This is a genomic window from Burkholderia sp. HI2500 (genome assembly GCF_002223055.1).
Taxonomy (GTDB): domain Bacteria; phylum Pseudomonadota; class Gammaproteobacteria; order Burkholderiales; family Burkholderiaceae; genus Burkholderia.
Genome location: NZ_NKFL01000004.1, coordinates 2,113,471 through 2,126,377 on the forward strand (window position 1 = coordinate 2,113,471; position 12,907 = coordinate 2,126,377).

At 68.1% G+C, this 12,907-nt stretch carries 11 protein-coding genes; 6 read left to right on the plus strand and 5 right to left on the minus strand.

The annotated features are described in order from the left end of the window. Window positions 1–202 precede the first annotated feature (202 nt). The 5 genes from cysD (at window position 203) to CFB45_RS12555 (ending at window position 7,020) form a co-directional block, all read left to right on the plus strand. Window positions 203–1,099: a sulfate adenylyltransferase subunit CysD gene (gene cysD, locus CFB45_RS12530; protein WP_089425808.1), complete on the plus strand. Its 897-nt coding sequence runs from the start codon at window positions 203–205 to the stop codon at window positions 1,097–1,099. Next, window positions 1,099–2,997 carry a sulfate adenylyltransferase subunit CysN gene (gene cysN / locus CFB45_RS12535; protein ID WP_089425809.1) on the plus strand — a complete coding sequence of 633 codons (1,899 nt, stop codon included), beginning with the start codon at window positions 1,099–1,101 and terminating at the stop codon, window positions 2,995–2,997. Before cysD ends, cysN begins: the two co-directional genes overlap by 1 nt. 129 nt (window positions 2,998–3,126) lie before the next feature. Further along, entirely contained in the window at window positions 3,127–4,314 is a 1,188-nt protein-coding gene (locus tag CFB45_RS12540; RefSeq protein WP_089425810.1) for a helix-turn-helix transcriptional regulator, read from the plus strand. 302 nt (window positions 4,315–4,616) lie between these two features. Next, window positions 4,617–5,984, plus strand: coding sequence for an MFS transporter (locus tag CFB45_RS12550; protein WP_089425812.1), 1,368 nt, complete (start codon window positions 4,617–4,619; stop codon window positions 5,982–5,984). Continuing rightward, a complete protein-coding gene (locus CFB45_RS12555; RefSeq protein WP_089425813.1) occupies window positions 5,971–7,020 on the plus strand; it encodes a lactonase family protein in 1,050 nt (349 codons plus the stop codon). The genes CFB45_RS12550 and CFB45_RS12555 overlap by 14 nt, the downstream gene beginning before the upstream one ends. A 61-nt stretch (window positions 7,021–7,081) precedes the next feature. Here CFB45_RS12555 and CFB45_RS12560 read toward each other — a convergent pair whose 3' ends face one another. Beyond that, window positions 7,082–8,119, minus strand: a complete 1,038-nt coding sequence (locus tag CFB45_RS12560) for an AraC family transcriptional regulator (protein ID WP_089425814.1) — start codon at window positions 8,117–8,119, stop codon at window positions 7,082–7,084. A gap of 205 nt (window positions 8,120–8,324) precedes the next feature. On the opposite strand from CFB45_RS12560, the gene CFB45_RS12565 reads away from it, so the two are divergent. Next, window positions 8,325–9,434: a fatty acid desaturase gene (locus tag CFB45_RS12565; protein ID WP_089425815.1), complete on the plus strand. Its 1,110-nt coding sequence runs from the start codon at window positions 8,325–8,327 to the stop codon at window positions 9,432–9,434. Window positions 9,435–9,443: 9 nt separating this feature from the next. Here the strand turns inward: CFB45_RS12565 and CFB45_RS12570 are convergent, their stop codons facing one another. The 4 genes from CFB45_RS12570 to CFB45_RS12585 all read right to left on the minus strand — a co-directional run bounded on the left by CFB45_RS12570 (window position 9,444) and on the right by CFB45_RS12585 (window position 12,904). After that, window positions 9,444–10,064: an HAD family hydrolase gene (locus tag CFB45_RS12570; protein WP_089425816.1), complete on the minus strand. Its 621-nt coding sequence runs from the start codon at window positions 10,062–10,064 to the stop codon at window positions 9,444–9,446. A 142-nt stretch (window positions 10,065–10,206) separates the two neighbouring features. Next, the gene (locus tag CFB45_RS12575) at window positions 10,207–11,079 is read right to left on the minus strand and encodes a hypothetical protein (protein WP_089425817.1); all 873 of its coding nucleotides are present in this window, start codon (window positions 11,077–11,079) and stop codon (window positions 10,207–10,209) included. 51 nt (window positions 11,080–11,130) lie between these two features. Beyond that, entirely contained in the window at window positions 11,131–11,787 is a 657-nt protein-coding gene (locus CFB45_RS12580) for a TerD family protein (protein ID WP_089425818.1), read from the minus strand. 100 nt (window positions 11,788–11,887) lie between these two features. After that, the gene (locus CFB45_RS12585; protein WP_089425819.1) at window positions 11,888–12,904 is read right to left on the minus strand and encodes a DUF475 domain-containing protein; all 1,017 of its coding nucleotides are present in this window, start codon (window positions 12,902–12,904) and stop codon (window positions 11,888–11,890) included. Between the last annotated feature and the right edge of the window lie 3 nt (window positions 12,905–12,907).

The following is a 12,907-nucleotide window of genomic DNA, read 5'->3' on the forward strand; positions in this document are numbered from 1 at the left end:
CCGATGGTCGAGCGCTCACCTTAAGCGTCGCCGTCGCGCGCCACTTCGTCCGGGTGGACTAAGGAAAGATCCGCGTCACCGCCGTGCCGCGGCTTAGTCCACCCGGACGAAGATCGGCATGCCGCTCGCCCGATACCGTCGGTGTCATGCACGAAACGCCGCACATGTCGCGCGGCGCCGGCATGAAACAAGGAGACGAACGATGTTGACCCACTTGGAGCGGCTGGAGGCCGAAAGCATCCACATCATGCGCGAGGTGGTCGCCGAGAGCGAGAACCCGGTGATGCTGTACTCGATCGGCAAGGACAGCTCGGTCATGCTGCATCTCGCGATGAAGGCGTTCTACCCGGCGAAGCCGCCCTTTCCGCTGCTGCACGTCGATACGACCTGGAAATTCCGCGAGATGATCGCGTTTCGCGACGAGACGGCCACGCGCCTCGGCCTCGACCTGCGTGTGCACATCAACCCTGAAGGCATCGCGAACGGCATCGATCCGTTCACGCACGGCTCGGCCGTGCACACCGACGTGTGGAAGACGCAGGGGCTCAAGCAGGCGCTCGATCACTACGGCTTCGACGCCGCGTTCGGCGGCGCCCGCCGCGACGAGGAGAAATCGCGCGCAAAGGAGCGCATCGTGTCGCTGCGCTCGGAACAGCACCGCTGGGACCCGAAGCGCCAGCGCCCCGAACTCTGGTCGCTGTACAACGCGCGCAAGCGCAAGGGCGAAAGCCTGCGCGTGTTCCCGATCTCGAACTGGACCGAGCTCGACATCTGGCAGTACATCCAGCTTCACGATATCCCGATCGTGCCGCTCTACTTCGCGAAGGAACGGCCCGTGGTCGAACGCGACGGCGCGCTGATCATGGTCGACGACGAACGCCTGCCGCTGCGCGACGGCGAAGTGCCGCAGATGCGCAAGGTGCGCTTTCGCACGCTCGGCTGCTATCCGCTGACGGGCGCGATCGACAGCGACGCGACGTCGCTCGACGACATCCTGCAGGAGATGCGCGAGACGCGCACGTCCGAACGGCAAGGACGACTGATCGACAGCGATTCGGCCGGTTCGATGGAAAAGAAGAAACAGGAGGGATATTTCTGATGGCACACGTTCTCACCGCGCCCGAGGCAAGCGCCGCCGGCGAAGCGCACGCGCCAACCCAGGACCTGCTGCGCTTCATCACGTGCGGCAGCGTCGACGACGGCAAGAGCACGCTGATCGGCCGCCTGCTCTACGAATCGAACATGCTGTTCGACGACCAGCTCACGCAGCTCGAGGCCGATTCGAAGAAAGTCGGCACGCAAGGCGGCGAACTCGATTTCGCGCTGCTCGTCGACGGCCTGTCGGCCGAGCGCGAGCAAGGAATCACGATCGACGTCGCGTACCGCTTCTTCGCGACCGCGCGACGCAAGTTCATCGTCGCCGACACGCCCGGCCACGAGCAATACACACGCAACATGATCACCGGCGCGTCGACCGCCGATCTTGCCGTGATCCTGATCGATGCGCGCAAGGGGGTACTCACGCAGACGCGCCGCCACAGTCATCTCGTCGCGCTGATCGGCATCAAGCGCGTGGTGCTCGCGATCAACAAGATGGACCTGGTCGACTACGACCGCGCCGTGTTCGAGCGCATCGACGCCGACTATCGTGCGTTCGCGGCCGAGCTCGGGCTGGCGGAGATCGTCAGCATCCCGATGTCGGCGCTGCGCGGCGACAACGTGATCGCGCCAAGCGCGCGGATGCCGTGGTACGCGGGCCCGACGCTGATGCAGCATCTCGACACGCTGCCGCTCGCCGCGCGCGTGACCAGCGACGAACCGTTCCGGCTGCCGGTGCAGTGGGTCAACCGCCCGCACCTGAACTTCCGCGGTTACGCGGGCAGCATCGCATCGGGCGAGGTCCGCGTCGGCGAGCGCGTGCGCGTGCTGCCGTCCGGCAAGGAGAGCCGCGTCGCGTCGGTGATCACGCAACGCGGCGAAAGCGACCTCGCGCGCGCCGGCGAAGCGGTGACGCTCACGCTCGCCGACGAGATCGACATCAGCCGCGGCGACATGATCGCGCGCGCGGATGCGCCGCCCGAGGTGGCCGACCAGTTCGAGGCGACGCTCGTGTGGATGCACGACGCGCCGCTGCTGCCCGGCCGCCCGTATCTCGTGAAGCTCGGCACGCAGACGGTCGGCGCGACCTGCGCGACGCCGAAGTACAAGATCGACGTGAACACGCGCGAGCATCTCGCGGCGCGCACGCTCGCGCTCAACGAGATCGGCGTGTGCAACCTGAGCCTCGACCGGCCGGTCGCGTTCGACCCATACGACCGCAACCGCCACACGGGCGGCTTCATCGTGATCGACCGCGTCACCAACGACACGGTCGGCGCCGGGATGCTGCACTTCGCGCTGCGCCGCGCGCACAACGTGCACTGGCAGGCGGTCGACGTCGACCGCGCCGCGCGTGCCGCGCAGAAGGCGCAGACGCCGCGGATCGTGTGGCTGACGGGCCTGTCGGGCGCCGGCAAGTCGACGATCGCGAATCTCGTCGAGAAGCGCCTGCATGCACTCGGCAAGCACACGTACCTGCTCGACGGCGACAACGTGCGGCACGGGCTCAATCGCGATCTCGGCTTCACCGAGGCCGATCGCGTGGAGAACATCCGGCGCGTCGCCGAAGTCGCGCGGCTGATGCTCGACGCGGGGCTCATCACGCTCGTGTCGTTCATCTCGCCGTTCCGCGCGGAGCGCGACATGGCGCGCGCGCGGGTCGGCCCCGACGAGTTCGTCGAAGTGTTCGTCGACACGCCGCTCGCGGTGGCCGAAGAGCGCGACCCGAAGGGCCTGTACAAGAAGGCGCGGCGCGGCGAGCTGAAGCACTTCACGGGCATCGATTCGCCGTACGAACCGCCCGCGCAGCCCGAACTGCGCGTCGACACGGTCGCCGAGTCGCCGGAAGAAGCGGCCGATCGGATCGTCGCGTACCTGCTGCGCGAGCGCGCGGCGTAAGCGCCGCAAGCGGGCAGCCCGGCGGTTGCCGGCCTGCCCGCGTCGCCTACTCCGTTCGGATGACGCGGGCCGCCGGGCGGCCGGTATGCTGGTCCGGGAATCCTTCATCCCGACCAGGAGAACACGAGCATGCCCATCGCGCTGGCGCCCGGCGACCCGGCCGCGCACGACGGTTTCGACGACGCGGCGTGGACGGCGCGCGAACTCAGCGCGTGGCTCGGGCTCGTCTATCAGGGCCCGTCAGAGACAACCCCGTGGGCCGGCTTCCTCGAAGCGGTCCGCGCGCGGCTCGACGCGCGCTTCACGACGCTGGTGCTGCGCAACCCCGGCGGCGCGCGGCACGGGCTCATCATCAACGCGTCGGCGCATGGCCCGCTGCTGCCCGGCGAGCCGTCGTACAGCGAGCAGTTCTACGCGCTGTGCCCGTTTCTCGACCAGCCGCCCGGCCAGGTCTTCACGGCCGACCGGCTGTTCGGCGAAACCGCGTGGCGCGCGCACGATTTCTACCGGCAGTACCTGCAGCCGCTCGACCTGCGCTACATCCTCGGCGCGAACCTGCGTGGCGAACGTGGCGTCGAATGCGCGTTCTTCGTGAGCCGCGCGCACGGCGGCCGCGATTTCGACGCGGCCGAGCGCGCGCAGGTCGCGACGCTGCTGCCGCACCTGCAGCGGGCGGTCGAGCTGCACGCGGCGTTCGACGTGCTCGATGCCGAACGCGCGCTGTATGCGGGCACCGTCGACCGGCTCGACGTCGGCACCGCGATCGTCGACGAGGACGGCCGCGTGATCAAGCGCAACCGCATCGCCGAGCGGCTGATCGAGCAGCAGGACGGGCTGTGCGTGCGCCAGGAGCGGCTCCACGCATCGTGCCCGCTCGACGAGCGCCGGCTGCAGAAGGCGCTGCAGGCCGCGCTCGAGCATTTCCGTGCGGGCGCGCTCGCGCGCATCGAAGCCACCACGCTGTCGCGCCCCGGCGGCGCGATGCCGTTGAGCGTGCTGCTGCGCCCGCTCGCGCCCTACCGCGGCGCCGAGGACCGCCAGCATCGGCCAGCCGTCGCCGTGTTCGTCCGCGATCCGGCGTCGTCGCCGCAGACGTCGCGCGACATGCTGCACCGGCTGTTCCGGCTCACGCCGATGGAAACCGAAATCGCGCTGCTGCTCGTCGACGGGCTGACGCTCGACGAAGCGGCCGCCGCGACCGGCATCACGAAGAACACCGCACGTGCGCACCTGCGCGGCATCTTCGCGAAGACGGGCGCCACACGGCAGGCCGTGCTCGTGAAGACGCTGCTCAACAGCGTCGTGTCGATGGCGTAGCAAAGGCGACGGCAGCCGCCGGACGGGCGGCCCGTCCGATGCCCCCCGCGCGCAGTGCGGGCCGCGACCGAAGACGCGGCAATGGGCGCCTACCCGTCTCATGTCATACGTCATCAGACATGAACGAGTCACTGACGCTCCTCATGAAATTCCCCAATTTCTGGGCAATTTCCGGGTAAACCCGCGACGTCTTCATCGACACTCAGGCGTACCATGTCATACGACGACATACTACACAAACGGCCACCCGGATGCCGACGCGGGCCACCGCCCCGTCCGCCGCCGCCCGACCGGAGACACGCTTGAACCCGCCCTCGCCCGCCCTGTCCGGACGCGACCCGCTCGCGTCCGCCGTCTCGAAAGTGAAGTGGCACGTGCTGCCGCTCGTGCTGATCATGTTCATCGCGAACTACATCGACCGCGTGAACGTCGGCTTCGTCGATCGCCACCTCGAGGCGTCGATCGGCATCGGCGCGGCCGCGTACGGCCTCGGCGCCGGGCTGTTCTTCGTCGGCTATGCGCTGTTCGAGGTGCCGTCGAACCTGCTGATGCAGCGCTACGGCGCACGCATCTGGCTGGCCCGGATCATGGCGACGTGGGGCATCGTCGCGGCCGCGATGGCGTTCGTGTGGAACGACACGTCGTTCTACGCGCTGCGCTTCCTGCTCGGCGCGGCCGAGGCCGGCTTCTTCCCCGGCGTCGTGCTGTACCTGTCGCAATGGCTGCCGCCGCAGGAGCGCGGCAAGGCGATGGCGATCTTCCTCGGCGGCTCCGCGTTCGCGTCGGTGCTGTCCGGGCCCGTTACCGGCGCGCTGCTGTCGATCCGCGGTTTCGGCCTCGAAGGCTGGCAATGGATGTTCCTGATCGAAGGGCTGTTCTCGGTCGCCCTGTGCGGCGCGAGCTGGCTGCTGCTGAAATCGCATATCCGCGACGCGACCTGGCTCACGGCCGAAGAACGCACGGCGCTCCAGAACGCGCTCGACGACGAGCGCGCGACGCGCGACGTCCGCTCGAACGTGCCGGTGCGCGCCACCGCGCTGCTGCGCGATCCGCAGATCATGCTGTTCTGCTTCCTGTATTTCTCGATCCAGCTGACGATCTACGCGGCCACGTTCTGGCTGCCGACGATCATCCGCAAGATGGGCGGGCTCACCGATTTCCAGGTCGGCCTGTACAACACGATTCCGTGGATGATCGCGATCGGCGCGATGTACGGCTTCGCGGTGCTGTCGTCGAAGTGGAGGCATCCGCAGCGCTGGCTCGCGGTCGCGCTGGTGCTCGCCGCGTGCGGGCTGTTCGCGTCGACGTCGCACGATCCGGTGTGGTCGTTCGCGTCGATCTGCTTCGCCGCGCTCGGCTTCAAGGCCGCCTCGTCGCTGTTCTGGCCGATCCCGCAGGGCTATCTCGACACGCGCGTGGCCGCGGCCGTGATCGCGCTGATCAACTCGGTCGGCAACCTCGGCGGCTTCGTCGCACCGACGGCGTTCGGCTATCTGAAGCAACATACGGGTTCGATCACGGGCGGGCTGTATGCGCTCGCGGTCGCTTCGCTCGTCGCCGCGGTCGCCGCGCTGTTCGCGCGCACGCACCGGCGCAGCGATCCGCCGCGCGGCCTGCCGGCCGACGCGTCCTTCACGAACGCTTCGATGCTCCGCCATGCCGAACACTGACCGCCTGACCGTCGTCGTCTCGAATGCCGCCGACGGCGACCTCGCCACCTTCTCGCTCGCGGCCGACGGCACGCTTGCGCCGCTCACCCGCTATCCCGCGGCCGACGTCGCGATGCCGATCGCCGTGCCGGCCGACCGTGCGCGGCTCTACGTCGCGACGCGCGGTGAACAACCGACGATCGTCGCGTTCCGCGTCGTGGCGGCCACCGGCGCGCTCGTGCGCATCGGCACCACCGCGATCGACGCGAGCCATGCGTACCTGTCGCTCGACCGCAGCGGGCGCTGGCTGCTCGGCGCGTCGTACGGCGGGAATTCGCTGAGCCTCTACGACGCCGCGCGCGTGCGCGACGGCGACGGTACGCCGCTGCAGGTCACGGGCAGCATCGCGAACGCGCACGCGGTGATCGTGTCGCCGGACAACCGTTTCGCATACGTCAGCTCGCTCGGCTCGGATCGCGTGTTCAGCTTCGCGCTCGTCGAGGACGCAGCCGGCCTGCGCGCGCTCGAACACGGCGAAACGCGCGTGCCGGCCGGGTTCGGCCCGCGTCACCTGCAATTCGCGGATGACGGCCGCACGCTCGTCGTCGTCAGCGAATTCCAGGCCACGCTTGCGACGTTCGCGCGCGACCCCGACACCGGCCGGCTCGGTGATGCACATGTGAGCGCGCGCCATCCGGCCGTCGCCGAACTCGCGCAAGGCCATGCGCGGCCGCCCGCGCCCACCGAACCGTCCGTCTGGGCCGCCGACCTGCACCTGACGCCCGACGAGCGTTTCGCCTATGTCAGCGAACGCACGTCGAGCCGCCTGCTCTGCTATCGCCGCAGCGAAGACGGCACGTTCGAACCCGCGCACGCGACCGCCACCGAAACGCAGCCGCGCGGGTTCGCAATCGACCCGTCGGGACGCTGGCTCGTCGCCTGCGGCGAACAGTCTGAATTCGTGTCGGTGTATGCGATCGCGCCGGACGACGGCGTCCTGTCGCCGCGCGCACGCGTGCCGGGCGGACGTGGGGCGAACTGGGTCGCGATCGTCTGAAGCCGTGACACGCGGCGCATGCCGCAGCAGGCCCGCCACGCAGGCCGGTGCGTAACCGCGTTCAGCGCCGCTCGCTCGGCGCGACGCCCGTCCAGCGCTTGAACGCCCGCGTGAAATTGGCGCGATCCGTATAGCCGACGCGCGCGGCGATCTCGTCGACCGGCAGCCGCGTGCCTTCGAGCAACCGCAGCGCGTCGCGCAACCGGATCTCGTCGAGCAGCGTCGAATAGGTCGCGCCGTACTCGGCGAGCTTGCGCTTGAGCGTGCGCGCCGACACATGCAGCTCGCGCGCGACGTCATCGACCGACGGATAGCCGCCCTCACCGCAAATCAGCAGGTTGCGCACGCGCTCGACGATGCTTTCCGCATAGCCGAGCCGCGCGAGTTCGGCCTCGCACTGCTGCACGATCATCTGCGCGGTGTGCGCGTTCGCGGTGCCGATCGGCTCGTCGAGCAACGCGGCATCGCAGCGGATGCGGTTCGCGCTCGCGTCGAAATGACAGCGCGGCAGCCGCGCGCGATAACGCTCGAACCACGGCGGCTCCGGCCATTCGAAATGGAGTTCGGCACGCGACTGCAGTGTGCGCCCCGGCACCGGATGCAGCAGCGAGTTGAACAGGATCGCCGTCTCGACCAGGAAGTTCTCGACCGCGAACTGGCGCAACCGGCCGAGCGGAAACGCTTCGAACACGTCGATGTCGACGATTCCGTCGAGTTGCGCGAGCCGCACCGAGAAGAACGGCACGCGCGTCGGCAGGTAGCGGATGCCGAGCGCGATCGCCTCGCCGAGCGTCGCGCAGCTCATCAGCCCGAAGCCGATCAGTCCCGCTTTCGTCAGGCTGCTGCGCAGGCCGATCTCGATCGCGATCGACGGGTCGTCCGTCGCGTCGAGCAGGTTGAACACGATCGCTGCCTGCTGCAGCGGCGTGATGCGCGCATCGGGCTGCGCGAGCCGGTCGCGCTCGACGCCCGAACCGGCCAGCACGCGGGCGCCGTCGATGCCGCGCTCCTCGGCCAGCATCAGCATGAACAGCGCATACGCGGACGACACCGTCGCCTTGTTCAGCTGGCGCGCGGCATCCGGGACGGACAGGACCATGCGGCGGACTCCGGAGCGGTTTCGGCGGATTGTAGCGTCGCTGGCCCGCAATGACACCGGGGCGTGACTCTAGCCGCGCCGGCCGGCCATCGTGGCCCGAAATGACACCACCATTGGCACCGGCGGCCCTCGCGTGCGGTCCGGTGCGCGCCTATGCTTGTCACATCGGCATTGCGCCCCACCCTTTCCGCAGGAATCCCGGTCGATGAGCCAACCCGCACGAACCGCCTTTCGCCACGACGCGGACAAGGTCGCGTACGTCCGCCGCGAGGTCAACGCCGCGAGCGACGCGATTCGCGCGCGCTTTCCGCTGCTCGACAACCAGAACCTCGTCGGCGCGACCGTGATGGCCGTCTCCGTGAGCGCGATGCTCGCGATCGCGTGGCTCTATGCGCGCGGATCGATCGCTTGGTACGTCGCGCTGCCGCTCGCCGCGTTCGTCACGTCGCTGATCCACGAGCTCGAGCACGACCTGATCCACCTGATGTACTTCAAGAAGACGCCGTGGGCCTATCACCTGATGATGGCGCTGTGCTGGCTCACGCGGCCCGGCACGATCAACCCGTGGACGCGGCGGCGCATGCACCTGCATCACCACAAGGTGTCGGGCGGCGAATCGGATCTCGAGGAATACGGCATCACGAACGGTGAGCGCTGGGGCGTGAAGCGCCTGCTGATGATCGCGGACGGCATGCTCGCCGTCGTGCTGCGGCCCACCGCGATGCGCCGCAAGGTGAAGCAGTACGTGGCCGCGCAGCCGGTGCAGGATCCGTCCGAGCGCCTGCAGTTACGCGTCGAGCAGGTGTCGTCGTACATGCCGGTCGGTCACGTGTACTACGTGCTGTGGCATGCGTTCATCGTCTATCACGTCGGCCTGTTCGCGCTGCGTGCGTTCGGCTACCCGGTGACGGTGCCGGCCATGGTCGAGCGCGTGATGAGCGTCGTCGATTTCCTGGCCGTGGTGTGGCTCGGGCCGAACTTCGTGCGCAGCTTCTGCATCAACTTCGTCAGCTCGAACATGCATTACTTCGGCGATATCGATTCACGCAACGTGATCCAGCAGACGCAGGTGCTCAACCCGTGGTGGATGCTGCCGTTCCAGCTGTTCTGCTTCAACTTCGGCAGCACGCACGCGATCCATCACTTCGTGGTGCGCGACCCGTTCTACATCCGCCAGCTGACCGCACGCACCGCGCATGCGGCGCTGCGCGAAGTCGGCGTGCGCTTCAACGACGTCGGCACGTTCGCGCGGGCGAATCGCTGGGGCAGTTATCGTCCGGCGCGCGGCACGCGCCAGGCTCAAGCCGACGCGTAACGCACCACCTCAAGCGCCGATCGGCGGCATCGGCCCTTGCCCGCGGATCCACGACCAGTTCGCGAGTTCGGCCATTTCCTTGTCGCCACGGCTGTCGCCGTACGCGAACAACTGCTTCGGCGGCCGGTCGCCCCACCACCCGCGCAGCCGCACGACCTTCTGCGGCCCCCAGCAGTTTTCGCCGTCGAGCCGGCCGGCGAAGGCGCCGCGCTCGAATGCCAGCCGCGTCGCGAGCACCGCATCGAAGCCGGCCGTCTTCGCCCACTTCTCCAGATACAGCGACGGCGACGCGCTCACCAGCACGACTTCGTGCCCGCGTGCCCGATGCTCGCGGATGCGTTCGAGCATTTCCGGGCGCACGAGGCTCGGCAGATAGGTGTCGACGAACGTGCGCGCCTGCGCATCGAGCGCATCCTCGCGCACCGGCCCGAACGCGAACGATGCGAATTTCGCTTTCGCGTCGCCACGCGACAGCAGCCCGGCCTTCATCGCAATGATCCACGGCAGCGCGCGCAATCCGGCCCACGCGAAGCGCGGCGTGCCGACCGCATAGCGGACGAAATGGCGAAAGCTGTCGGTCGTCGTGATGGTGCCGTCGAAATCGAATGCGGCAACGATGCGGTCAGTCATGGAGAATCGGCGGGAAAGCGATGAGATGCCCGGGAAGATAGCAGACTCGCGCCGGCGCACGTGAAATGGCGTGACGCGACGTGGCCTGCGCAGCGAACACGCGCGCCGCAGCGCACGCGTTCGTGCCCGTCGCGCCGTGTGCTCAGCGCTGCGGCCGCGCCGCCAACGCCGCCGGCAGCACGACGTTCATCAGATGATCGGCGCGCGACAGCAGATCGGTCACGCGCTCGTCGAGCCCGCGCAATTGCGCGGGTTGCATGCGGATCTGCTGCACCGCCTGCCCGACGATGTTGCGGCGGTCGAACAGCGTGCGCTCGACACCTGCATCGTCCGGCGCGCGCACGACGTCCGACACCGCACTCAGCGCCGCGAGCACGACCACGAGGTTTTCTTCCGCATGGCGGACCTTCGCGGCGAGTTCTTCGGTACGACGCGGGAAGAAGCCGAGCGACTGCTTGAGCGCCCCGATCGCCGCGCGGTAGTCGACATGGCCCGTCGCCGCGCCGAACCAGCGCTCGAACATGCCCGCCTTGCGTGTCGCCTGCGCGAGCATGCCGGCCATCATGTCGGCCGCACCGAGCTCGTTGAATTCGCGCGTCGTGGCCGCCACGGCTTCGACGAGGTTGCCCGCCGTCTCCAGCGCGCCGTCACCGATCGTCGCGATCGTCGCGAGCTTGAGCGGCACCAGTTGCCGGATGTGCCGCTCGATGCGCGGCGCGTAGTCGGGATAGAGATTCGGGAAACTGGCCTGCGCGGCGCGGAAGCACGCTTCGAGCTGCGGATGGTTCGATTCGCCGAACACCGCACGGCCGACCGCCTCGGCCGGCGCCGTGCGCACGGTCTTGCCGGACGCAGGCGCCGGCCCGAAGTCGAGCGCCTGCGGCGCCGGCCGCTCCGGCCCGCGCGCAACCGGCGCCGCGGCCGCGGGCGGCGCGTCGAACGCAAGACGCCCGGGCGTGCGCTCGGGCGTCGTATCGAATTCGAGCCGCTTCGGCTCGTCGGACGGATTCGTCATCGCTGCTTCCTGCCCGGCGCGGCGGTATCCCGCCGGCCGGGCTGCCGCCAGTCAGACCGCGCCGCCGTACGCGCGCACGAAGTCGCCCAGGCCACGGTTGTAGCCGGCGCCGACCGCCTTGAACATGAAGTGACCGTCGCGGCGATAGAAGCTGCCGACCTGCACCGACGTCTCCATCGAGAAGTCTTCCTCGAGCGCGTACTTCGCGATCACCGCGCCCGACACTTCGTCGGCGATCTGGATGTAGCTGTTGCGCACCTGGCCGAAATTCTGGCGACGCGCTTCGGCCTGGTCGATCGTCACGACCACCGAGATTTCCTCGATGTCCGCGGCCAACTTCGTCATGTCGATGAAGATCACCTCGTCGTCGCCGTCGCCGCTGCCCGTGCGATTGTCGCCGCTATGCACGACACCCAGGCACTTCGACGCGGGCATCCCGCGCTTCGGGAAATCGTCGCCCGGCTGGATGAACGTGTCCTTGCGCTCCATCGTGCGCACTTCGCTGTTGTAGAACACGAAGTGCTGATCCGAGATCAGCTTCGGATTGCTCTGCGCGTCGTACTTGCACAGGAACACCGACACGTCGAGATCGAAGTCCGTACCCGTGTCCGTCGCGTTCGCATCCCAACCGAGACCGATGCGGAACTTCTGCGTGCCGGGCGCTTCCTTCGACAGGTTGACGCGACCGCCTTTCGACAAATTGATCATCTGAACCTCTTCTGCTGGAACCGCCGTTGTGCCGGCGGCAATGCCGGGCCGCCCTGCGCGGCCCCTCGTTGATGGTGTTCGACCCGCGCGCGACGCCAGGTCACTCGCCCGCTACAGCCGTGCGGTCTTCCTTGCGTTGCACGACGATCGACGACCACACGGCCGCCGCGATCATCGCCGCACCGACCAGGCCGGTAATGACCTCGGGCACCTCGAACTTCACGCCGAGGAACATGATCGTTGCGAGCGCACCGATTGCCCAGAACGCGCCGTGCTCGAGATAGCGGTATTGCGCGAGCGTGCCCTTCTTCAGCAGCACGAGCGTCATCTCCCGGATATACGCCGCACCGACGCCGAGGCCGAGCGCGATCAGGAAAATGTTGTTCGACAGCGCGAACGCACCGATCACGCCGTCGAAGCTGAACGACGAATCGAGCACTTCGAGGTACATGAAACCCGCGACGCCCTCGCGCACCACGCGCGTACCCGTGTCCTCGCCGCCGATCAGATCGCCGATGCCATGCGCGATCACGAAGCTGATCACGCCGAACGCCCCCGCGAGCAGGAAGGCCACCTGCTCGGCTGCCGGCACGTAGAGCGACGCGACGATGACGATGGCGAGCGTCAGTGCCACTTCCAGCGCCGTGATGCGGCCGAGGTGGCTCATCGGGCCTTCCAGGAAGCCGATCCAGTGCTCGTCCTTGCCGGTGTCGAGCATGAACTTGAAGAACACCATCAGCAGGAACGCGCCGCCGAATGCGGATACCTGGTGATGCGCGGACGTGAGGATCGACGCGTACTGCGCCGGCGACTCGATCGCGAGCTTCAGCGCGTCCCACATGCCGATGTGGCCGATCACCGCGACGATCAGCAGCGGGAACACGAGCCGCATGCCGAACACGGCGACCGGCAGGCCGAACACCATGAAGCGGTTGCGCCACTTCTCCGACCAGTTCTTGAGCACCGATGCGTTGACGACCGCGTTGTCGAGCGACAACGAAATTTCGAGCACCGACAGGACCGCGACGATCAGCATGTCCTTCACGCCGCCGAGGAGATAGGCCGCGATCAGCGCGAGCACCGTGAGCGACAACGGGATCTTGAAGTCTTTCAACATGAT